Origin of the sequence: Enterococcus sp. 10F3_DIV0382 (assembly GCF_002140245.1) — a bacterium.
In the GTDB taxonomy this organism is placed as follows: domain Bacteria; phylum Bacillota; class Bacilli; order Lactobacillales; family Enterococcaceae; genus Enterococcus_B; species Enterococcus_B lactis.
On the sequence record NZ_NGMF01000001.1, the window covers coordinates 1,584,767 to 1,606,944 of the forward strand.

General features: G+C 37.4%; 22 protein-coding genes and 1 riboswitch. Of the genes, 16 read left to right on the forward strand and 6 right to left on the reverse strand.

Annotation, left to right across the window (positions count from 1 at the left end; translation table 11 throughout):
- The first annotated feature begins 208 nt into the window (after positions 1 to 208).
- The 16 genes from amaP (at position 209) to A5849_RS08105 (ending at position 16,580) form a co-directional block, all read left to right on the forward strand.
- Positions 209 to 775 (forward strand): alkaline shock response membrane anchor protein AmaP, encoded by a 567-nt coding sequence (gene amaP, locus A5849_RS08025; protein ID WP_002309174.1) that lies wholly within the window; start codon positions 209 to 211, stop codon positions 773 to 775.
- 12 nt (positions 776 to 787) lie between these two features.
- The gene (locus tag A5849_RS08030; RefSeq protein WP_002290682.1) at positions 788 to 976 is read left to right on the forward strand and encodes a DUF2273 domain-containing protein; all 189 of its coding nucleotides are present in this window, start codon (positions 788 to 790) and stop codon (positions 974 to 976) included.
- A gap of 12 nt (positions 977 to 988) precedes the next feature.
- Entirely contained in the window at positions 989 to 1,546 is a 558-nt protein-coding gene (locus A5849_RS08035; protein ID WP_002290684.1) for an Asp23/Gls24 family envelope stress response protein, read from the forward strand.
- Positions 1,547 to 1,577: 31 nt separating this feature from the next.
- The gene (locus A5849_RS08040; protein WP_002290686.1) at positions 1,578 to 1,820 is read left to right on the forward strand and encodes a GlsB/YeaQ/YmgE family stress response membrane protein; all 243 of its coding nucleotides are present in this window, start codon (positions 1,578 to 1,580) and stop codon (positions 1,818 to 1,820) included.
- Between the two features lie 328 nt (positions 1,821 to 2,148).
- Positions 2,149 to 3,363 carry an ammonium transporter gene (locus A5849_RS08050; RefSeq protein ID WP_002313728.1) on the forward strand — a complete coding sequence of 405 codons (1,215 nt, stop codon included), beginning with the start codon at positions 2,149 to 2,151 and terminating at the stop codon, positions 3,361 to 3,363.
- A 30-nt stretch (positions 3,364 to 3,393) separates the two neighbouring features.
- A complete protein-coding gene (locus A5849_RS08055; RefSeq protein ID WP_002306647.1) occupies positions 3,394 to 4,821 on the forward strand; it encodes an amino acid permease in 1,428 nt (475 codons plus the stop codon).
- A 22-nt stretch (positions 4,822 to 4,843) separates the two neighbouring features.
- A complete protein-coding gene (gene glsA, locus A5849_RS08060) occupies positions 4,844 to 5,770 on the forward strand; it encodes a glutaminase A (RefSeq protein WP_002309179.1) in 927 nt (308 codons plus the stop codon).
- Positions 5,771 to 5,976: 206 nt separating this feature from the next.
- The gene (locus A5849_RS08065; protein WP_002316287.1) at positions 5,977 to 7,437 is read left to right on the forward strand and encodes a hypothetical protein; all 1,461 of its coding nucleotides are present in this window, start codon (positions 5,977 to 5,979) and stop codon (positions 7,435 to 7,437) included.
- A 232-nt stretch (positions 7,438 to 7,669) separates the two neighbouring features.
- Positions 7,670 to 9,433 (forward strand): 1-deoxy-D-xylulose-5-phosphate synthase, encoded by a 1,764-nt coding sequence (locus A5849_RS08070; protein ID WP_002309181.1) that lies wholly within the window; start codon positions 7,670 to 7,672, stop codon positions 9,431 to 9,433.
- Positions 9,434 to 9,517: 84 nt separating this feature from the next.
- Positions 9,518 to 9,976, forward strand: a complete 459-nt coding sequence (locus tag A5849_RS08075) for an ASCH domain-containing protein (protein WP_002309182.1) — start codon at positions 9,518 to 9,520, stop codon at positions 9,974 to 9,976.
- Positions 9,977 to 10,090: 114 nt separating this feature from the next.
- A complete protein-coding gene (locus A5849_RS08080) occupies positions 10,091 to 10,774 on the forward strand; it encodes an N-acetylmannosamine-6-phosphate 2-epimerase (protein WP_002316285.1) in 684 nt (227 codons plus the stop codon).
- A gap of 147 nt (positions 10,775 to 10,921) precedes the next feature.
- Positions 10,922 to 11,536 carry a flavin reductase family protein gene (locus A5849_RS08085; RefSeq protein ID WP_002306657.1) on the forward strand — a complete coding sequence of 205 codons (615 nt, stop codon included), beginning with the start codon at positions 10,922 to 10,924 and terminating at the stop codon, positions 11,534 to 11,536.
- A 15-nt stretch (positions 11,537 to 11,551) separates the two neighbouring features.
- Positions 11,552 to 11,758 carry a hypothetical protein gene (locus tag A5849_RS08090; protein WP_002309183.1) on the forward strand — a complete coding sequence of 69 codons (207 nt, stop codon included), beginning with the start codon at positions 11,552 to 11,554 and terminating at the stop codon, positions 11,756 to 11,758.
- Positions 11,759 to 11,981: 223 nt separating this feature from the next.
- Positions 11,982 to 12,148: riboswitch (M-box (ykoK) riboswitch) on the forward strand.
- Between the two features lie 124 nt (positions 12,149 to 12,272).
- Entirely contained in the window at positions 12,273 to 13,436 is a 1,164-nt protein-coding gene (locus tag A5849_RS08095; protein ID WP_002345119.1) for an FtsW/RodA/SpoVE family cell cycle protein, read from the forward strand.
- A gap of 92 nt (positions 13,437 to 13,528) precedes the next feature.
- Entirely contained in the window at positions 13,529 to 14,413 is an 885-nt protein-coding gene (locus tag A5849_RS08100; RefSeq protein WP_002309184.1) for an LCP family protein, read from the forward strand.
- 130 nt (positions 14,414 to 14,543) lie between these two features.
- A complete protein-coding gene (locus A5849_RS08105) occupies positions 14,544 to 16,580 on the forward strand; it encodes a penicillin-binding transpeptidase domain-containing protein (protein ID WP_002306661.1) in 2,037 nt (678 codons plus the stop codon).
- A 96-nt stretch (positions 16,581 to 16,676) separates the two neighbouring features.
- On the opposite strand, the gene A5849_RS08110 is transcribed toward A5849_RS08105, so the two are convergent.
- From A5849_RS08110 to A5849_RS08135, 6 genes are all read right to left on the reverse strand, one after another.
- Positions 16,677 to 17,828 carry a cation:proton antiporter gene (locus tag A5849_RS08110; protein ID WP_002319954.1) on the reverse strand — a complete coding sequence of 384 codons (1,152 nt, stop codon included), beginning with the start codon at positions 17,826 to 17,828 and terminating at the stop codon, positions 16,677 to 16,679.
- 153 nt (positions 17,829 to 17,981) lie between these two features.
- On the reverse strand, positions 17,982 to 18,509 hold the full coding sequence (locus tag A5849_RS08115; RefSeq protein WP_002306663.1) for an HdeD family acid-resistance protein: 528 nt from the start codon (positions 18,507 to 18,509) through the stop codon (positions 17,982 to 17,984).
- Positions 18,510 to 18,607: 98 nt separating this feature from the next.
- The gene (locus A5849_RS08120; protein WP_002309193.1) at positions 18,608 to 18,958 is read right to left on the reverse strand and encodes a DUF2200 domain-containing protein; all 351 of its coding nucleotides are present in this window, start codon (positions 18,956 to 18,958) and stop codon (positions 18,608 to 18,610) included.
- Between the two features lie 278 nt (positions 18,959 to 19,236).
- Positions 19,237 to 20,766 carry an alkyl hydroperoxide reductase subunit F gene (ahpF, locus tag A5849_RS08125; RefSeq protein ID WP_002306667.1) on the reverse strand — a complete coding sequence of 510 codons (1,530 nt, stop codon included), beginning with the start codon at positions 20,764 to 20,766 and terminating at the stop codon, positions 19,237 to 19,239.
- A 9-nt stretch (positions 20,767 to 20,775) separates the two neighbouring features.
- Positions 20,776 to 21,339 (reverse strand): alkyl hydroperoxide reductase subunit C, encoded by a 564-nt coding sequence (ahpC, locus tag A5849_RS08130; protein WP_002290708.1) that lies wholly within the window; start codon positions 21,337 to 21,339, stop codon positions 20,776 to 20,778.
- 144 nt (positions 21,340 to 21,483) lie between these two features.
- Complete coding sequence (locus tag A5849_RS08135; protein WP_002316279.1) at positions 21,484 to 22,143, reverse strand: GntR family transcriptional regulator; 660 nt, start codon at positions 22,141 to 22,143, stop codon at positions 21,484 to 21,486.
- Positions 22,144 to 22,178: the final 35 nt, after the last annotated feature.

Genomic DNA, 22,178 nt, shown 5'->3' on the forward strand with positions numbered 1-22,178 from the left:
CCTTTAAGTATAGCCAGCAATCAAAAAGAAATAGAGAATAAGTGAGTAGTTGTTATTTCAGTATCAGAATGACAATAAAAAGCCGTTATAATCCAATATCGTTTGGTAGCGCTTTATTTATTGGTGCTAAACTAACTGTTCGCTCTCTATACTGTGATTGTCGGTAGAGTTATTTACAGGGTAAAAATAAGTTTATAGGAGGTGGAAAATGAATAAGGGGTTAAAAATAACCGGTGTTATCATGAGTTTGCTACTACTTTCAGTGTTTCTAGCAATTGCGTTAATTAATGCGCCGTATATTATGCCTGAACAATTGGAACGATTTCGCTTCTTTACCTTAACGAATTACTACATGCAACAATATATTTTCTGGGCAGCTGTAGTATTTGCCGTTCTTGCTATTATCATCTTGCTAGTCGTTCTTTTCTATCCAAAATCAAGAGGAACTTTCGTTATGAAACGGGAAGATGGCAAATTGACGATCGACAAAAAAGCGATCGAAGGGCTGGTACGTTCCCATTTACACGAAGAAGAGTTCATTCATTCACCTAAAGTACGGATACGTTCAACGAAAAATCGAATCCATATCCATGTCAACGGAGACTTGAAGCGAACTTCTTCATTAGTAGGGAAAACAGGTGTACTGATGCAAGACATCGAAGAAGAAGTGACTAGAGTACTTGGAACAAAAGAAACAGTCAAAGTGGCAGTCACATACAGCGGTTATGAAGAACAAGAAGATACAAGAGACTACAAGCACTCTCGAGTGGAATAGGAGGGCCAAATAATGAAAGAACTATTTTCAGCATACAAGCTCCCTATTATCTTTGGGGGTCTTGGACTACTGCTAGCTGTTTTATGGTTAACAATTGGATTTTTCAAAACATTGTTGATCATCATTATGACAGCAATTGGCGCAGGAATCGGATTTTATTTGAAACAGACAGGAATAGTGGATCAATTTTTTAAATCATAGGAGGAAACAAAGATGGAAAACAAAAACATGAACACAACAAATGGATCAGTTTTGGCAAATGAAAAAGGGGAAAACCGCATGATGAATGGTGAATTGACTTATGAAGACAAAGTTATCCAAAAAATCATCGGCTATGCATTGAAAGATGTAGACGGTCTATTGACATTAGATGGCGGATTCTTCTCAAATATGGCTGAAAAATTAGTCAACACAGATAATGTAACAGCAGGTATCAATACAGAAGTAGGAAAGAAACAAGTAGCTGTGGATTTAGATGTGATTGTAGAATACGGTAAAGACATCGAAGACATCTACAACCAAATTAAAGAATTGATCAGTACTGAAGTAAACAATATGACACATTTAGATGTTATCGAAGTAAATGTGAATGTTGCAGACATCAAAACACAAGAAGAATACCAAAAAGATCAAGAAACAGTACAAGACAAAGTAACAGAAGCAGCAAAATCAACAGGACAATTTGCTTCACGCCAAACAGATAAAGCAAAAGCTGCTGTAGGCAAAGGTGCACAAAAAGTCAAAGAAAATAACGAACCACGTGTACAATAAGAAGTAAAAAGTCAGTTAGGAGGAATTTAAAATGGGATTTATTTGGGCATTAATCGTCGGAGGTATCATCGGAGCAATTGCAGGAGCAATCACGAATAAAGGATCATCAATGGGAATCATCGCAAACATCATTGCTGGTTTAGTAGGTTCAGCCATTGGACAAGCTTTATTAGGAACTTGGGGACCAACAATTGCAGGAATGGCTATCATTCCATCATTGATTGGTGCAATCATTTTAGTATTAGTCGTTTCATTCTTTGCACGTAAATTATAAGCAAATTGAAGAAAAACTTATGTTGAAATGAAGAACACATTTGAGAACCGCAGCGAAACTTGCTGCGGTTCTTTTTTATATGAAGTATTCTTTATTCCTTATGAAAAAATAGCTTGAAAAATAAAAAAAGACGAAAATAAACGGTTTTCTATAAAAGAAAATCGTTTATTTTTTTGTCTTTATTTGGTCAAAACGATAAAAAAGCACAGCACACCAAGCTTTTATTGATTGTCTGTCTTTTATAAATACAAGAATGTATTTATAAAAACAGAAGAAAAATACAAGTAGATTTTTTTTATACTCGTAAACGTAGAAAGGAGGCGAAAAAATGAATACATTACCTATCAATACAGGAGATACAGCATTCATGATTTTATGTACAGCAATGGTTTGCTTGATGACTCCTGGTTTAGCATTTTTTTACGGCGGACTGGCACGAAAGAATAATATACTGACGATCATGACTCAATCTTTTCTCTCAGTTGGGATAACAACGATCATGTGGATATTCGGTGGATTCGGATTGGCATTTGGACGAGATATTGGCGGTATGATTGGAAATCCGGCAGATTTCTTTTTGATGAGACATGTTACAAGCTTCCCCAACATGTTCCATGGAGCGACGATCCCATTTTTGATGTTCTTTCTTTATCAACTGATGTTTATCGTGATTACTGTTCCTTTGATGACAGGAGCTTTTGCAGGGAGACTGAATTTAAAAGGCTATATTATCCTTGTTGTTTGTTGGAACCTGCTGATTTACTTCCCTGTTTGCCATTGGATATGGGGCGGCGGATTTTTGGATCAGATGGGATTTAGAGATTTCGCTGGCGGAGCAGTCATCCACACGACAGCTGGATTCGGTTCATTGGCATGCATCCTCACACTTGGACAGAGGAAGATTCCTATGGGCGAAAGAAATCAGCATAGCAGTCTTATGGCAGCTGCTATCGGTACAGGTCTACTTTGGTTTGGCTGGTTCGGTTTCAACTCTGGTGGTGCACTTCGAGCAGATAATCAAGCAGTCAATGCATTTGGTTCAACATTCATCGCTCTTGCATTTGCGATGGTTACTTGGTTGATTATTGCAAAAGTAAAAGGAAATGGCTTTGATTTTGTCGATGTACTAACAGGATCCGTTGCTGGATTGGCAGCCATTACGCCTTGTGCTGGTTATGTAGAAGCAAAAAGTGCTATGTTGATCGGAATCATTGCTGGAATCGTCTGTCATGCTGCTGTTGATTTTCGTAAAAAGAAACAATGGGACGATGCACTTGATGTGTGGGGCGTCCATGGAATGGGCGGATTCACAGGGACGATTCTGATCGGAATTTTTGCATCTAACAGCCATTTATTAACAAATCCAAGCAGCTGGTACTTCTTAGGAATCCAAGTGATTGGTGTCATCATTACTGCCGTGTATGCCTATGTGCTAACAACAGCGATTCTAAAATCAGCCATGCATTTCACAACGATCACTACTACAAAAGAAGAGCAGGAAGAAGGATTAGACTTTTTCTTCTTTGGTAACAAACGCAATTGAAACAAAATCAAATAGAAAAGAGGAAGATTCATGCAACAAAGCAAAACGAAAATTCCTGCAAAAAAATTAACGTTCTTCGGCTTTTTAGCCATGACGATCTCAATGGTCGTTTCACTATATGAATATCCCACATTTGCGACCTCTGGCTTCAGTTTAGTATTTTTCTTGTTATTAGGCGGTTTGCTATGGTTTATCCCTGTGGCATTGTGTGCAGCAGAGATGGCAACGGTGAAAGGCTGGGAAAAAGGCGGTGTCTATACTTGGGTCAGTCGGACATTGGGAAAACGATTTGGATTTGCCGCTATCTTTTTCCAATGGTTTGAGATAACTGTTGGTTACTTGACTATGCTGTATTTCTTAACTGGTGCATTATCCTATGCAACGGGAATCGACGCTATACAAAACAATAAATTTCTGAAATTGGCCATCTTATTGATTATTTTCTGGGCTATTTTGCTCTCTCAGCTAAAAGGAACCAAATACACTTCTTTAATTGCTCGAATCGGTTTTGTAGCTGGGATCTTATTGCCTGCATTAGTCTTATTTGGCTTAGGGATCCACTATGTCTCTTCAGGTGCTCCACTACAAACGACACTTTCTATGAAAACATTGATTCCTGATTTTTCAAAATTACCTACGCTGGTTGTTTTTGTTTCCTTTATTTTAGCGTATATGGGAGTAGAAACATCTGCTAGTCATGCAAATGAAATGGAAAACCCTAAAAAGGATTATCCATTAGCAATGTTTGTATTGGTCATTCTGGCCATCATTTTAGACACTTTTGGCGGATTGACTGTGGCTACTACAGTCCCTCAACAGGGTTTGTCTCTTAATACAGGAGTGATCCAATCGTTAGAATTTTTATTAAGACACATTGATCCAAGTCTTGCATGGGTTGCGAAAATCCTTGCGATCCTTGTTTGTTTAGGTGTCATCGGAGAAATAGCTTCTTGGGTAACTTCTCCTTCAAAAGCACTTCACGTAGCGGCAGAAGAAGGATTACTTCCTGAATATTTTGCGAAAGAAAATGCACATGGTGTTCCTGCGCATTTGATGATTGCAAATGGGATTGTTGCGACAATCTGGGCAGCCGTCTTTACATTAAGTGGCGGGGGGAATAATCTTTCGTTTCTTGCAGCAATGTCATTGACTGTTGTGATTTACCTAATGTTGTACTTTATGTTTTTCGCGGGCTATTTGAAGTTAGTATTTAAAGATGAAAGTCTTGAAAGAGCCTATCAGGTTCCAGGCGGAAAAGTTGTAAAAGTAATCGTTGCTTGTTTAGGTCTTTTGACTTCACTTTTTGCTTTTTGTATCTCATTTGTTCCACCTGCAAGTATCGCAGCTGGACAGCATGGGATTTATGAAACGATTCTGATCGTTTCTTATCTTATCGTCTTAGTTATTCCATTTACGATCTATGCATGCCGTCATAAATTCCAGCATGCAGAAAAATAAAAAATGAAAGCTGGTTATTCAAATGGAAGGAAAAGAATTAGAACAATTGATTGGAAAAAATTTCCACTACTATCAAACGGGACAAGTGGCAGACTACATTCCAGCATTAGCTGAAGTGGATCCAAAACAATTAGGTATGGCGATTTATGATCTTGATACAAAACAACTGATCGAGGGAGGAGATGCCGATGTACGTTTTGCCATCGAAAGCATGTCAAAAGTTCCCGTATTGTTATTAGCAATCAAAGATAACGGAATTGAAAAAGTCTTTCAAACAATCAACACAGAACCCACCGGATTTGCTTTCAATTCTATCATGAATATGGAGATCAATCATCGCAAACATCCGATGAACCCTTTTGTTAATGCAGGAGCGATTGCAACAACCTCTTTGATTGCGGGAAAAGATGCAGATGAAAAATTTGAACGGATCATATCATTTATGAAAGAAATCTGTGATGATCCTGATATCACATTGAATGAAGAAATCTATCATTCTGAATCAAGAACAGGTGATATCAATCGCTCTCTTGCTTATTACATGAAAGGCAATCAAATGATCGAAGGAGACGTTCCAGAGATACTCGATGCCTATTTCAGACAATGTTCCGTCAATGTCACCGCTACAGGTATAGCAAAATTAGCTGCTGTATTGGCAAATAAAGGGATCGCTCCTTGGAATGGCAACCGGCTCATTACTGAAGAAAGTGCAACGATCGTCAAATCGATTATGACAACTGCCGGTTTGTATGATGAATCAGGCGAGTTTTCCGTCCATGTTGGTGTACCTGCCAAAAGCGGGGTAGGTGGCGGCTTGATGGCAGCTGTGCCAAATCGTTACGGTATAGGCGTCTTCAGTCCAGCATTAGATCCATTCGGTAACAGTGCAGCTGGCATCCAATTACTGAAGGACGTAGTCAAAGAACTAGATGCTGATATCTTCGAATAACCTTTCTTGAAAGTGGCTGGGGTAAAAGTCCAAGCGATGCCAAGTTATCTAAACGATAGCTGGGATTGTAAGCTTGATCGACTTTTGTTCCGGCTTCTTTTTTATTGGTTTTTGAAAGGGGTTTTCTAAACAAAAAGTAAATAAAAAAGCGATTCGTGGATATGTTTAAATAAAACTATAAGAAAAACTGGAGGCGTGTATCAGGAATGCTGGAAAAATACATTGAGCGAAATATATTTAGGAAAGTGTATCTATGCGAACAATTATTTGAATTCCAAGAAATAGATATCGAACAAACAGCTATTTCACTAGGGGTGACCACACCGACGATCCTTCATGATCTAGAAAGTCTAGCCGAGTGTTTGGAATATTGCATAAAAGAAAAAATAAGAGAGAAGCATAAGTACAAACTTATATTTAAACGTGGGATCGCTCTTTCTGAGCTTACGCAATTTTTGTATGGTCAATCTTATTTTTTAAAGTTTTTAAGTTATTATTTCAAGGGCATATTCACGAGTACAGAACTGGCTGATCTTGAATTTATTTCTTTGAGCAAAGTATATACGATCAAAAAGAGCGTCTTGGATTTTTTCAAAGAAAATGATTATTTGAAAAATAAAGAAATCATTATTCCAGAATTTGATTCGCGGAATATTCTGCTAGCTTTAGTACGTTATATCAATTGGGAAGGATATGAGAGTAAAAATCCACATGTAGAAGAAGCTTGTAACGAGCTGATCGATTATGTAGAGACTCATTTTTTTAAAAGGAGATATTCGGAAGATGAAAAGTCCTTTATCATACGGGGAATAGAGATTGCAATTGGAAGAAAGACGTTTCCCCTTGAACTGAAAGAAGAAGATAAGAAAAGTGCGGAGACGAAGCCATTATTTCAATTAGTCTGTCAAGGATTGGAAGAGCAAAAAGGGATGTTACACTTACAGGAAGAAGATATCTATTATATTTTCTCTTTGTTCAATAGCAGAAATTATACCAATGAGAACATGGAGCTGTTAAGAAAAGATTTCGAAGTTGTGTATAAAAATTTTGTTCTCAATGACCTGTCACTCAATGAATTGATTTTACAGATTCTCCCAGTTGCTGAAATCGACGATGCAGACAATTTTATTTTTAAGCAATCCTTTTTACAATTTGTCCGTACGTTGTGGGCAGACGGTCAAGTATTTTTACCGGAACGAATCTATCTACTGTCAGAAAAAGAACAGCTTCTATACAGAAAAATAGTAGAAGTGCTAGACGATTGGAAAAAGAAAAACCAAATTCATCTAAGATGGAATGATAATTTCATCCGAAAATTTGTTAAGAGTCTTTCTTTGATTACCAGAGAACAGATGATACAGCAAGAGATAGAAATATTTGTTGTTTCAGAAAGTTCAGTCAAACAATTTTTTTATCGAACTCAATTTCATTTGTATGCTGAAGAAGATATGGCTGAAATAAACCCCATTCTATTTCGTTCTTTAGAAGAATTACCTGATGAATGTTTGTGTTCAAAAAAACGAGTGGTTTTATGCGATGCTGCTAGCTATCAAACTGGTTTGGAAACGGAAAAAACAAAGGTCTATCCTATCTCGTTAAAAGGCGCAAACATCCTTTTGTATCGTATTGCTCAAGAGCTTCATTTATTAAAAAAACATATTTCTTGAGGAAATCTTAAAGCAAGACAAAAATCAACTTTCTACAGAGCTTTTTAAAAGACTGTAGAAGTTTTTTTATTTGTGATCTGTTTTGTGCGAAGAACTACTTATATAACAAACTTTCTCTGAATTTTTTTAAAAATACTATTGACTTAGAGTCAACTCTAAGGAGTAGAATAGATAAAGTGTTACAAATCTATTTTCAACTAAAAAGAAGATAGTACGGAGGAGAGAATGTATAATGAGTACAGCATTACATGTATTGGATACAATCAATAGTCCAGCAGATGTCAAAAAGTTATCTGTTGAGGAAATGAAACAGCTGGCAGAAGAAATGCGCCAAAAGATCTTGCAAAAGGACAGCGATGTAGGTGGGCACGTTGGTCCGAATCTAGGTGTAGTCGAATTAACGATCGCTTTTCATTATGTATTTGATTCACCTAAGGATAAAATCGTATGGGATGTTTCCCATCAATCTTATGGTCATAAGCTGCTAACTGGTCGGAAAAATGGCTTTGAAAAAGGACATTACCATGAAGTAAGCGGGTATTCCAATCAACACGAAAGTGAACATGATTATTTTACAGTGGGTCACACATCTACATCTATCAGCTTAGCTACTGGGTTGGCTAAATCCAGAGATTTGAAGAAAGAATCAGGAAATGTGGTAGCATTTATTGGAGATGGCTCACTAAGTGGCGGCTTAGCTTTTGAAGGGCTGAACAACGGCGGCGCTTTACAGACCAATTTAATCGTATTAGTAAACGATAATGAGATGTCTATTGATGAGAACCACGGTAGCTTATATCAGAACTTAGCAGAGCTTCGTCAAACTCACGGTGAAAGCAGTAATAACCTATTTAAAGCTATGGGATTTGATTATCGCTATGTGGATGATGGAAACGACCTAGAAACGGTGATCCGTTTATTTGAAGAAGTAAAAGATATTGATCATCCAATCGTACTTCACGTACATACGGAAAAAGGCCGCGGTTATCAGCCAGCGATCGATAATAAAATGAAATATCATTGGCACGTCCCATTTGATCTGTCTACAGGAGAAGCAAAACAGGCAGCTTCTGGAGAAACATTCAATACGATCATCATGGATTATCTGGATAAAAAAGTGCAAACAAGTACAGCACCTATTGCCGCTGTCAATGCAGCAATACCAGGCGCCTTTGGACTGAAAACATTCCAAGAAAAACATCCAGATCATTATTTTGATGTGGGGATCGCCGAGCAGCATTCCATTACGTTTGCTTCTGCTTTGGCTTCTCAGGGAGTACGTCCAGTCGTCTTCCAATCAAGTACTTTCCTGCAACGGGCATATGATCAATTATCACATGATTTAGCAATCAACGAGAATCCAGTCATCATTTTAGTTGGTGGCGGAACGATCTCTGCTAGTGATCGAACACACCAAGGAACGTTTGACATTCCTTATTTATCAAGTATCCCGAATATCAAATATCTTGCTCCAGCAACAAAAGAAGATATGATCTCTATGCTAGATTGGGCTTTTGAGCAAACAGCACAGCCTGTAGCTATTCGAATCCCTATTCACGGTGTGGAACATGGTAAAGCTATCGCAAATGATTACAGTATTCCAGCCTATCAGACAGTGAATAAAGGCGAAAAAGTGGCAATTTTAGCTTTAGGTGGTTTTCTTGGACTAGGAAAAGAAACAGTGGAAGCTTTTAGAGAAAAAGGAATAGAAGCAACATTGATCAATCCAGGAACAATCACAGAAAATGATGTAGAAACATTAGATAAATTAAAAGAAGCCCATGAATTAGTCATCACATTAGAAGATGGTAGTTTATCAGGCGGATTTGGTGAAAAAATCAGTCGTTATTATGGTGATTCTTCAATGCATGTGCTGAATTTCGGTGCAAAGAAAGAATTCACAGATAGTGTTCCAACAGTTAAACTTTATGAACGTTATCATTTGACACCAAGCCAAATCGTTGAGGATAGTCTACGTGTCTTAAATATTCAATAATCCATCGTATTTTCCATCCAGATAATCGTTTATACTAGTATCTGGATGGTTTTTATTATACGAAACAAAGGAGTAGATGCTATTATGTATCAAAAAGTAGAAGAATATTTCAAAAAGTTTCAAGAAAAATATCCTAGATATCAATCAGAAGAACTAAGCTTTTTTTCATTTGGGAATACAGAAGAAATGGCAGATGAATTGAGTGGGTTAGTTGTAAAAAAAATAAAAACCGGTACATCAAGTGGATATGATCTATATAAAAAAGAGAAGGAACCTTTACCAAAAGTGGGCCAGTTAGATGTGGTTCTGAATGGAAAAAATGAACCAGTTTGTATCATCAAAAATATAAATGTGACTATCTTGCCTTTTAGTGAAATCACGGAAGAACATGCTTGGAAAGAAGGAGAAGGAGATCGAACGTTAGCCTATTGGCGGAAAGTCCATACTGACTTTTTCAAGCATGTCTACAAAGAAGCACTGAACATGGCATTTACAGAAGAGAAGCTAATCGTATATGAAGAGTTTGAAGTAATTTTCTTTTAGCAAGAAAAGCTTGCTAAAAGAAAAAGGATAGCTACTTTATTGACTCTTAGATAGAAAAGGGTTACATTTTTATAAGAAGATGTATTTCTAGAGAACGTCATTGGAGGAGATAGTGTGGATGTACTGGAAAAAATAAAAGGTGGGGTTGTCGTTTCTTGTCAAGCTTTGGAAAATGAGCCATTACACAGTTCTTTTATCATGGGGAGAATGGCTTTGGCTGCAAAAGAAGGCGGAGCAGTTGGTATTCGCGCAAATACAACAGAAGATATCAATGAAATCAAGCGAATCGTTGATTTGCCGGTAATAGGGATTATCAAAAGAGATTACGATGGGTCAGAAGTATTTATTACTGCGACAGAAAAAGAAGTGAAAGAACTTTTGGAGACGCAAGCTGAGATCATTGCACTGGATGCAACTTCTCGTAAACGTCCGACAGAAAAAACAACAGCTGAGCTTGTCCAAATGATCCACGATCACGGTCGATTAGCCATGGCAGATATTTCGACTTTTGAGGAAGCGCTTCAAGCGCAAGAAGATGGTTTTGATCTTTTGTCTACGACATTAGCAGGATATACAGAATATTCTCGAAAAACACAGGAGCCTGATTTTGATTTGTTGAATCAGATCATAGAACAAGTCAATATACCAGTAGTCATGGAAGGCCATACTGACTCTCCAGAACACGTAGAGAAAGCCTATGAATTAGGTGCTTTTTCAGTCGTGATTGGATCTATCATCACCCGTCCACAATTCATCACTAAAAGATATGTCGAAGCCGCGAATAAAGCAAAGAACTAAAAAACACGTACGGCACAGATTCTTGACAAAAAAGAAAAATTAATAGATAGTTTAAAGCAGATTCTAAGAAGAAGAGGAAAGTGTTGCTTTTCCTTTTGTCTTCGAAGATCTGCTTTTTAGCGTATTTTATAGAAAGAAGGCGAGACCATGTTTGAACGAAGTCCTTCAGAATTGACAGAACGTGAAAATTACAAGTTGCTGATTGGTTCAGTTATCCCTAGGCCGGTTGCAGTAGTAACGACTAAATCCGTAAATGATATAGTGAATATCGCACCCTTCAGTTACTTTAATATTGTCAGTTCGAATCCACCTATCTTATCCTTGGCGATCCAGAGAAAACAAGATACAGTAAAAGACACAGCAAAAAACATTCTTGAGACAAGAGAAGCGGTCATCCATATCCTTGATGAGGACAACGTAGAAGAAGCAAATAAAACAGCTGCTAATCTGCCTAATGAGGAAAGCGAACTACACTTGACTGAATTGACTTTAACGGATTCAGCAATCATTTCAGTACCAGCATTGACAGAAGCAAAAGTTCGTTTTGAGACAACCTTATATGAACATGTCGAGATACGGAATAAAAATAAAGTAACAGCTGATTTATTTTTGCTAGAAGTACAGAAATATCATTTGAATGAAACAGTTTATGATGAAAAGACGGGAAGAATCGATCCAAGAGAATTGAATGCTATAAGCCGTTTGGCAGGAAATGATTATGCAGCAATAGGAGAAATTTTCACGATCGCACGTCCCCAATAAGAAGGAGTAATAGTTATGTTAAAAATAAGTTATAAACCATCAGCAGATTCAAAAGAAATGGGAAAAGAATACGAGACAGTGAATGATTTTCTGCAAGGGCAGTATTTAGAAGTTCCGCCATTACAAGATCATTTTGTCGTCACCAAAGTTACTTTAGACGGCAAAGAAATAGGATTAACAGACCACACGATTAGCGGGTTATTCAATTACTTAAACAAATAAACATTTATTCCGAAAAGTGAAAATCATATAAAAAAACACTAAAAATAAAAAGATTATCAAGGAATCCTAGCACAATTGAACGAAACTGCGCTGGGATTCTTTTACGTTATTTGTTATTTTTTCATAAAAAATATTAAAGATTGTTAAATTTCACTATTTCATTTCAAATTTCATTGCCTATTCATTAGGAAAAGTCTATCATGGACTCGTAAATAGAATATAGTAATAACCTTGTTAGGTGAGGCTCCTATACAAACATAGGCTATTGCCCAGAAACGTCGAAAGTCGCCAATGGGTAAAACAGAAACTGTCGGATTAAGGCTTTTTCCAATAGCTAAGAATGTTTTCTTTACGTTGTATAGTGCTAAAACTCGGACGATGAGATGATGCTAGGTCAGAATTCTTGTTCGAAAAGGTTTCTGGCCTTTTCTTTATAGTTTCAAGACTGACTTATTTGAAGAGACAAACTCGCTCCTTACCTGACAAGTGGATTACTGTGGGAGGAGGAGATGCGGTGAAAAAAAGAAAAAAGATCGATTGGTGGATTTTGGGTCCTTATTTGACTTTGTCCATGATCGGTCTTTTAGAAGTATACAGTGCTAGTTCTTATCGTTTATTGCAAGCAGATGAAAATACAAAAAGTCTATTATTGCGCCAACTGATTTTCATATTTTTGAGTTGGGGCGTAATCTTCTTAGCTCGTTCAATCAAACTGCACTATTTACTTCACCCTAAAATAGCAGGATATGGTTTAGCTTTATCGATTTTCTTTTTGATCTTAGTACGAGTAGGAATATTCGGTGTCACTGTCAATGGCGCACAACGTTGGATTTCTCTGTTTGGCATTCAATTCCAGCCTTCAGAATTAGCAAATCTTTTTCTGATTTTTTATCTAAGCTGGTTTTTTCGTGACGGAAATAATCCGCCAAAAAATCTAAAAAAACCTTTCCTGATTACAGTAAGCATAACTTTGTTGATTTTATTCCAGCCAAAGATTGCTGGAGCATTGATGATTCTTTCGATTGCGTGGGTCATTTTTTGGGCAGCAGCAGTTCCATTTAAAAAAGGAATCTATCTGATTGTTACTTTTTCTGCCTTATTGATTGGAGCAGCCGGCGGAGTATTATATTTAGGAAACAAAGGCTGGCTTCCCCAGATGTTCAATCATGCTTATGAAAGGATTGCAACTTTAAGAGATCCTTTCATAGATAGTCATGGTGCGGGCTATCAAATGACTCATTCGTTTTATGCACTATACAATGGTGGCATATGGGGGAGAGGATTAGGAAACAGTATCACAAAAAAGGGATATCTTCCAGAGACAGAAACAGATTTTATTTTTTCGATCATTACAGAAGAGCTTGGGCTAATTGGTGCATTGTGTGTACTTTTCTTATTATTCTCATTATGCATGAGAATCTTTTGTTTAAGCAGTCGTTGTAAAAATCAGCAAGCTGGATTGTTTCTTTTAGGATTCGGAACTTTGCTATTCGTTCAGACGATAATGAATGTGGGAAGTATCGCAGGGCTTATGCCAATGACTGGCGTGCCATTACCATTTGTTAGTTATGGAGGAACAAGTTATCTGATCCTTTCTTTAGGGATCGGGATCACGTTGAATATTTCTTCGAATATACAGGCCGAAGAGTTGCCGCTCTATCGACCTGAAAAACAATAAAGAGAAACTGAGAATCTCTCAGTTTGAATTATCATAAAGGACTATCTTTTATTTTTCAAGCGAGAGATTCTTTTTAGAAAGAGGAATTCGCAATGAAAGTATTTCAAAAAATCATATTATCTGTTTTGTTACTGCTTACACTAGTAGTCGGCTTTTTTTCGATTGAATTTGTCCATGGATTTTCGTCTGCAAAACAGACCTCAACTGTAAAAAAGGTAGATCCGAAAAGTGTCCCTACCACACTAAACGTGGCTTTGATTGGTTCGGATGCCCGTTCGAAAGACGAAAATGGTCGCTCAGATTCACTTATGGTTGCACAATACGACCAGAAAACACAACAAGCAAAACTAATCTCTATCATGAGAGACTCATATGTCGATATACCAGGTTACGGAATGGATAAAATCAATGCAGCGTACTCTTACGGAGGAGTTGATTTATTGAACCAAACATTAAAGGAAAATTTCAAATTTGAAGCCCCGTATTATGCAAGTATCACATTTCAAGATTTTATCGATTGCGTCAATGAACTGTTTCCTGATGGAGTAAAGATTGATGCAGAAAAATCTTTAGATTTAGATGGCGTATATATAAAAAAAGGGAAGCAAGTAATGGATGGCAATACGTTACTGCAGTATGCTCGATTCCGTGAAGACGAAGAAGGGGACTTTGGGAGGATTAGAAGACAGCAACAAGTGATTAAAGCTATCTCTCAGCAGCTGAAAGACGTCACTTCGATATTTAAATTACCGAAAGCGGTGGGAAAACTACTTGGCAGTATCCAAACGAACCTTCCTGAGAGTGTGCTACTGGATTGCGGTATGGATTTCCTCAAAGACGATAATAAAAAGATCGATACATTATCCGTACCAGTAGACGGCAGTTGGGACTTCAACGACAATACGCCTTCCGGAAGTGTTCTGGAATTAGATTTGACCAAAAACCAAGAAGCAATCAAAAAATTTCTGAATAATTAAGTAAAGAAAATAAAAGAAAAGAAGTTAGAAATAACAATTTATGTTATGTTCTGACTTCTTTTATTATGTTAGAATAAACAGGTATAAATAGTGAAAATAAAGGAATAACAAGCAAAAGAAGGAGGAAAAAATGAAAAGAAGTGACAAGCACGGCAAAAATCGAACAGGCGCTTATATTGCCGGCGCAGTGATTTTAATAGTAGCTGCAAGTGGCGGTTATTTTTACTACCGGCACTACCAAGAAACCCAAGCAGTAGAAGCTGGAGAAAAGACGGTTGAGCAATTTGTCCAAGCTTTAAACAAAGGAGATTATAACAAAGCTGCAGGAATGGCATCGAAAAAGGCAGCAAATAAAAGTGCATTATCTGAAAAAGAGATCTTAGAAAAATACCAAAATATATACGGTGCTGCCGATGTCAAAGGACTTGAGATATCAAATCTAAAAGTAGATAAAAAAGATGATTCTACTTATAGCTTTTCATATAAAGCAAAGATGAATACCTCATTAGGTGAATTGAAAGATCTTTCTTATAAAGGAACATTAGACAGAAATGATGGAAAAACCACGATCAACTGGCAGCCTAACTTGGTTTTTCCAGAAATGGAAGGAAATGACAAAGTAAGTCTGACCACGCAAGAAGCAACAAGAGGGAACATTTTAGATCGAAATGGGGAACCATTAGCAACAACCGGCAAACTAAAACAATTAGGAGTCGTTCCAAGCAAACTTGGGGATGGGGACGAAAAAACAGCCAATATCAAAGCCATTGCTTCTGCATTCGACTTAACAGAAGATGCTATCAATCAGGCTATTTCACAAAGCTGGGTACAACCCGATTACTTTGTCCCATTGAAAATCATTGATGGAGCAACGCCAGAACTTCCAGCTGGAGCTACCATCCAAGAAGTAGACGGCAGATATTATCCTTTGGGTGAAGCAGCTGCTCAACTGATTGGTTACGTGGGAGATATCACAGCAGAAGATATTGATAAAAATCCAGAATTAAGCAGTAATGGAAAAATCGGACGATCTGGTTTGGAAATGGCTTTTGATAAGGATCTTCGTGGGACTACAGGTGGAAAATTAAGCATCACAGATACAGACGGTGTCGAGAAAAAGGTTCTGATCGAGCATGAAGTCCAAAACGGAAAAGATATCAAATTGACAATCGATGCAAAGGCACAAAAAACAGCTTTCGACAGTCTAGGAGGAAAAGCTGGATCGACTGTTGCGACAACGCCAAAAACCGGTGATCTTCTTGCGCTTGCTAGCTCTCCAAGCTATGATCCAAACAAAATGACAAACGGGATCTCACAAGAAGACTACAAAGCTTATGAAGAAAATCCTGAACAACCATTCATCAGCCGATTTGCGACAGGTTATGCTCCTGGCTCTACGTTTAAAATGATCACAGCAGCAATCGGTCTCGACAACGGCACTATCGATCCAAATGAAGTGTTGACGATCAACGGGCTTAAATGGCAAAAAGATAGTTCTTGGGGATCGTATCAAGTAACTCGTGTTAGTGATGTGTCACAAGTAGACTTAAAAACTGCTTTGATTTATTCCGATAATATATATATGGCACAAGAAACGTTGAAAATGGGGGAGAAGAATTTCCGTGCAGGTTTGGATAAATTCATTTTTGGTGAAGACCTTGATTTGCCAATCAGTATGAATCCAGCACAAATTTCTAATGAAGAGAGCTTTAATTCAGATATCTTGCTAGCTGATACTGGATATGGACAAGGCGAACTTCTAATTAATCCTATCCAGCAAGCAGCAATGTATTCTGTTTTTGCCAACAATGGCACACTTGTCTATCCTAAATTGATTGCAGATAAAGAGACAAAAGATAAGAAGAATGTCATCGGCGAAACAGCAGTACAAACGATCGTGCCAGATCTGAGAGAAGTTGTGCAAGATGTAAATGGTACAGCACATTCTCTTTCTGCTTTAGGGATTCCATTGGCAGCGAAAACTGGTACAGCGGAAATCAAAGAAAAACAGGATGAAAAAGGGAAAGAGAACAGTTTCTTGTTTGCTTTCAACCCTGATAACCAAGGATATATGATGGTTAGCATGTTGGAAAATAAAGAAGATGATGATTCAGCAACTAAACGAGCACCCGAACTATTACAATACCTCAACCAAAATTATCAATAAAGAACGACTTCATAACTATAGTAAAAGGACTGTGACGGTATCGTCACAGTCCTTTTTTCGAATAAACGACAGGTTCACGACCACTTTCTGGGTCACTCACACTTCATAAACTTTTTTTGTAAAATATTTCAGAACAAGTGGAGAAATAAGTGTACTTAATAAAATCACGATTACTAAAGGTGAATAGTACTGTGGTTCGATCAATTGACTTTGCTGTCCAATTTGCAAAATGATCAAAGCCATTTCTCCACGCGAAATCATACCAGCACCGACCATCAATGAACTATGTTGAGAAAAACCGGCAATCTGAGCACCAAAATACCCTCCAAGCAATTTGGTCAAAATTGCTACAAGCGTCAATATAGAAATAAAGAGAAGCTGCTCACCAAAGTCAGAAAAATCAACTTCTAATCCTACACTGACAAAAAATACTGGTATAAATACTGCATATCCTAAAGCTTCAACATTGTGGTATACTTCTTCTTTGACCTTTGTCTGACTGACTGCTATCCCAGCAAAAAAGGCACCAATGACAGAACTAAGACCTACAAGATCCGCTACGTAAGACATACCTAAACAAATAACTAGCGATACGATGATAATAGAAGAATTTGCGTACACTTTTTCTGCAAATGAAAGCAAGAAGGGTGCAATCCATTTGACTAATAAGAAAATAAAAACAAAGTAAACGAGCTGTTCAATCAAAACAAGCGGTAAAGAAGCATTGCTAGAAGCTTCTCCAGTGAGAAAAGATAGACTGAAACTTAGGACTAAAACGACTAAAATGTCATCTACAACAGAAGCACCTAAAATAGTTGAGCCTTCTTTCGTATTCACCACGTTTAGTTCCTTTAATACTTCAACTGAAATACTGACAGAAGTTGCTGCAAGAATAATCCCAAAGAAAATCGCTTCATTTCCCGAAACTTGGAATGCTTCGCCTGTTAGCCAACCAAAAACAACAGGGAAGATGATTCCGAGTAAAGCAACGAACATGCCTGGTCGGAAATATTTTTTCAAAAGAGATAAATCACTTTCCAGACCAGCTAAAAACATCAATAAGATTACACCAATCTCCGAGAAGTCATGGACTAGAATATCCGGTTTGACCCAATTCAATCCAGCTTGTCCTAGCAAAACACCAACAAGTAATTGTCCGATTACTGCTGGAATACCTAATCTCCTAGAGATATGTGAGCCAATCGTTGTTGAAATCAATATCAGGCATAAAATACCAATAAATTCCATTCTCATCATTCCTTTTTATAAAATATAGCCCGAACTTAGCATAACATATATTATTGAAAAAATAGGAAAATATACTCATAAAAAAACCAACAATCCAAAAGTATTTTTTGGTTTGTTGGTTTTTAAACAGTCTATTTTAATAACTAAAAACGATTAACGTATAGTCATTTTTCTTACTCTGATAAAATTGATGATTTCCTGGATGCCCATGAAAATCAAGATGAAACCGAATATTTGAAATAGAACCATCAAGCTTTTGAATGGATTAAACAATAAGACGAATCCGCCAATCAACAACAGAATACTATAAACACTCCAACTTTTAGCTTTTGTATTCATGCTGAAGAACAACTGGAACAAGCTGTTGATGATAACAGCTAATCCAAGAAGAATCGGCAGGATAGAAACGATTGCAGGTGCAAAAGCATAAACGATCAGCGCACAGATCAGGAAAAAAAGACCACTAAACAGACCGATACTCCAAGAACCTGTTTTCCTTTTAAAACGGTAAGCCTCAAAAAGATTCAACACCCCAAGCAAAACAAGATAGGCAGTGATCAGATAACCGATAAAATGAAAAACAGCAGAAGGGTTTAGCACAATCGCAATCCCAGAAATAATATAAACAGCAGCTCTTAATAAGGCATATTTTTGAATATTTTGTTTAATCGTCTCAAACATATAAGAAAACCTCCTTTGACTTATTTTAACGTGAACTAGTCATTTTACCAAATCAAACGTTACAAAATGAGTGAAGGAGAAGAGCTTCTTAAGAAAGATCATTTTCTGAGGATCTTTTCCATTTTTTTGCCTTTTGCTAGCTCATCGATCATTTTATCTAAATAACGAATTTCTTTCATCAAGTTATCCTCGATGTTTTCTACTCGCACACCACAAACAACACCTGTAATCAAAGAACGAGAAGGATTGGGGGCAGGGGCTTCCGCAAAAAATTGTTCGAAAGTCACTTGTTTTTGTAGTTGCTCTTCTAGTTCTGTTTGGGAATAACCTGTCAGCCAGCAAATGATTTCATCTACTTCCTCTTTTGTACGATCTTTTCTCTCTGCTTTTGCTACATACATAGGATAAACGCTTGCAAAACTTGTCTTAAAAATACGATTTTGCGCCATAATCAGTCACCTTTCTTCTCTCAAACTATTTACTACTTATAGTATATAAGAAAAAGAGAAGAAAAAGTGATTATTCAAAAAAAAGACAAGAAGGATTGTGACAAAATTCTTATCACAATCCTTTTTTTCGAATAAACGGTGTTCTCATGCCTACTCCTCAGCCACAAGTCACAATATTCAACAAACATGAGAAACTGTTTATTGAAATTGTTCCTTGTGACTCGGAGCTGAACGGCAGGCTCACAACCCCTATCTGTCTTTTGTACAATCTTTATAGTTCAAGTGCGCATCAGATAATCGAATGCTCCTAAAGCTGCAGTAGCTCCTGAACCCATTGAAACGATGATTTGTTTGTATGGACTATCTGTACAATCACCAGCTGCGAAAACGCCGGGGATATTCGTTGCGCCATTTTTCTCGGTCACTATTTCATTTCTTGGATTCATTTCGATCGTTCCATCTAGCCAATCCGTATTAGGGAGTAAGCCGACTAGAATGAATACTCCTGAAACAGCTAGTGTATGCATCTCCATCGTACGGCGATCGATATAGGAGAGAGATTCTACCTGATTCGTACCGCTGATTTCTTTCGTCGCTGCATGTTTGATAACAGTGACATTCGCAAGAGAGACTAGTTTATCCTGTAAGATTTGATCTGCTTTTAATTCTGGTAAGAATTCTAGAACATATACATGTTTTGCTAACCCAGCCAAATCAATTGCTGCTTCAACACCAGAATTACCACCGCCGATAACAGCAATCTCTTTTCCTTTAAATAGAGGACCGTCACAGTGTGGACAATAAGCAATTCCTTTATTTTTAAACTCTTTTTCGCCCGGTACATTGATAGAACGCCAGTGCGCACCTGTCGCAATAATTGCAGTTTTTGCTTGAAGTGATATACCGTTAGCCAAGCCGATATTGATAAAATCTTGCTCTTTATTTAAGGAAACAGCCTCTTGATTGATCATAATATCGATAGGGTAACTACGCACATGATTTTCTACTTGCTGCATTAATTTTGGCCCTTCTGTGTAAGGGGTACCAATCATGTTTTCAATTCCCAGTGTTTCAACGACTTGTCCACCGAAGGAGTCAGCAACAATCCCTGTGCGGATTCCTTTACGTGCTGCATAGATAGCTGCACTACTAGCTGCTGGTCCGCCACCGACCACTAATACATCATAAGGTTTTTTTTCAAATAATTCTTCTTCAACCAAAGGACCAGTGATTTTTTCAACGATTTGTTCGATCGTCATGCGTCCGCTACTAAATTCTTCACCATTTAAAAACACTGTTGGCACTGCCATGATTTGTTTATCATCAATTTCTTTTTGGAACATACCGCCTTCAATCATCGTATGAGTAATATTTGGATTTAATACAGCTAATATATTCAATGCCTGTACAACGTCCGGGCAATTGTGACAAGTCAAGCTAACATAACTGTCAAAATGCAGCTTTTGTTTGATTTGTTTGATTTTGAGACTCAAAGACTCACTGATTTTTGGTGCCCGTCCACTAATTTGTAACAGTGCTAGTAAAAAAGAAGCAAATTCATGACCGAGGGGGATACCAGCAAAAATAATTCCACTTTCTTTGCCAAGAGGGCTGATAGAAAAACTAGGTGTCCGCATCAACTCTTTTTTTTCCCAAGAGATTTTAGGAGACATTTCTGATATTTCCTTCGTAAATTCTGCTAATTTTTGACTATTTTCACTAGTATCCAAACTAACAGAAAAAACAATAGGAGATTCAATCAGTGCTAAATATTGTTCGAGGTTTTGTTTAGTTTCTTTATCTAACATGTCGACCACCTAAATTTTTCCAACAAGATCAAAACTTGGTTTCAATGTTTCGCCACTTTCTTTCCATTTTGCCGGACAAACTTCACCTGGGTGGGTACGTACATATTGAGCAGCCCGTATCTTATCAATCAGTGCACTAGCATCACGGCCAATTCCATCTGCATTGATTTCCATAGCTTGAACGATGCCGTCTGGATCAATAATAAATGTTCCTCGTTGAGCTAATCCTTGTTCTTCATCCAACACATCAAAAATACGAGAAATCCGATGCGAAGGATCGCCAATCATCGTGTATTCGATTTTACCGATAGCATCTGATGTATCATGCCATGCTTTGTGAGTAAAATGGGTATCTGTAGAGCAAGAAAAGACTTCAACACCCAAAGATTTCAAGGTGCTGTATTGTTCTTGTAAGTCTTCTAGTTCAGTGGGGCAAACAAAAGTGAAATCTGCTGGGTAGAAACATAGGATGCTCCAATTCCCCATAAGGTCTTTCTCGCTAATTTCTAAAAATTCTCCTTGATGATAAGCTTGAGCGTTAAATTCTTCGATTTTTTTCCCAATCAATGACATAGTAAAACCTCCAATAATAATTATTTATTTATAATGATTGTAATTTAGTTGGAGTTAGAAAGTCAATGAATATTTTGTTATTTAATAAAGATTACTCAAAAACGCTGGTTAATTATAAAATGGAAGAGGCATAAGAAAATACAACTACTTGAAATACTCAGGATAACGTTGAGTGACAGTTTCTTGTTCTTTCAGCATCATGTGCAAGTGCAATCCCGTTTGAAAACGAGCTTCTTCTGGTTTTTTATCGACTAATGCTCTGAATAAATCTTCATGTTGTTCCATGATCGTTTCCCATGGAAGCCCTTGTATAGTCACTCTTAACCAACGAAAACGTTCTAAATGGGTATTGTGGTCATCTAACCAGTTCCAAACTTCTTTTCTGCCGGCAATTTCGAAACAAGCTTCATGAAATAAATTATCTGCACGAAAAAACGCACGTTCATCCTTTATTTGGGCTGCTTTTTCTTGTTCTTTTAAAATCGTTTCTAACACTATTCGTGTTTGATGGTCCAATTTGGAACAGCATTCAATCATGATTTGCTGTTCTAATTGTTCTCGAACAAATCGAGCATTTTCTGCAGAATAGAGATTGATTCTTGAAACATACGTACCACTTTGAGGAACTGTGTACACGAGTTCTTGCTGACGTAGTTGAATCAATGCTTCGCGAATGGGGGTCCGGCCGATAGAAAGATGTTCCTCCAGCGCTTTTTCAGATATTTTTCTTCCAGGTTCTAGGTCCGCATAGATGATTTGTTTACGAATCGCTTGGTAAGCTTGAGATTGCAAGCTACTTTTCATTTTTATACCTCCAAAATCATTTCTATGAACGTAGT

Coding starts and splice junctions, on each gene's coding strand:
- amaP (WP_002309174.1), top strand. CDS start 209: ATGAATAAGGGGTTAAAAATAACCGGTGTTATCATGAGTTTGCTACTA.
- A5849_RS08030 (WP_002290682.1), top strand. CDS start 788: ATGAAAGAACTATTTTCAGCATACAAGCTCCCTATTATCTTTGGGGGT.
- A5849_RS08035 (WP_002290684.1), top strand. CDS start 989: ATGGAAAACAAAAACATGAACACAACAAATGGATCAGTTTTGGCAAAT.
- A5849_RS08040 (WP_002290686.1), top strand. CDS start 1,578: ATGGGATTTATTTGGGCATTAATCGTCGGAGGTATCATCGGAGCAATT.
- A5849_RS08050 (WP_002313728.1), top strand. CDS start 2,149: ATGAATACATTACCTATCAATACAGGAGATACAGCATTCATGATTTTA.
- A5849_RS08055 (WP_002306647.1), top strand. CDS start 3,394: ATGCAACAAAGCAAAACGAAAATTCCTGCAAAAAAATTAACGTTCTTC.
- glsA (WP_002309179.1), top strand. CDS start 4,844: ATGGAAGGAAAAGAATTAGAACAATTGATTGGAAAAAATTTCCACTAC.
- A5849_RS08065 (WP_002316287.1), top strand. CDS start 5,977: ATGCTGGAAAAATACATTGAGCGAAATATATTTAGGAAAGTGTATCTA.
- A5849_RS08070 (WP_002309181.1), top strand. CDS start 7,670: ATGAGTACAGCATTACATGTATTGGATACAATCAATAGTCCAGCAGAT.
- A5849_RS08075 (WP_002309182.1), top strand. CDS start 9,518: ATGTATCAAAAAGTAGAAGAATATTTCAAAAAGTTTCAAGAAAAATAT.
- A5849_RS08085 (WP_002306657.1), top strand. CDS start 10,922: ATGTTTGAACGAAGTCCTTCAGAATTGACAGAACGTGAAAATTACAAG.
- A5849_RS08090 (WP_002309183.1), top strand. CDS start 11,552: ATGTTAAAAATAAGTTATAAACCATCAGCAGATTCAAAAGAAATGGGA.
- A5849_RS08100 (WP_002309184.1), top strand. CDS start 13,529: ATGAAAGTATTTCAAAAAATCATATTATCTGTTTTGTTACTGCTTACA.
- A5849_RS08105 (WP_002306661.1), top strand. CDS start 14,544: ATGAAAAGAAGTGACAAGCACGGCAAAAATCGAACAGGCGCTTATATT.
- A5849_RS08110 (WP_002319954.1), bottom strand. CDS start 17,828: ATGGAATTTATTGGTATTTTATGCCTGATATTGATTTCAACAACGATT.
- A5849_RS08115 (WP_002306663.1), bottom strand. CDS start 18,509: ATGTTTGAGACGATTAAACAAAATATTCAAAAATATGCCTTATTAAGA.
- A5849_RS08120 (WP_002309193.1), bottom strand. CDS start 18,958: ATGGCGCAAAATCGTATTTTTAAGACAAGTTTTGCAAGCGTTTATCCT.
- ahpF (WP_002306667.1), bottom strand. CDS start 20,766: ATGTTAGATAAAGAAACTAAACAAAACCTCGAACAATATTTAGCACTG.
- ahpC (WP_002290708.1), bottom strand. CDS start 21,339: ATGTCATTGATTGGGAAAAAAATCGAAGAATTTAACGCTCAAGCTTAT.
- A5849_RS08135 (WP_002316279.1), bottom strand. CDS start 22,143: ATGAAAAGTAGCTTGCAATCTCAAGCTTACCAAGCGATTCGTAAACAA.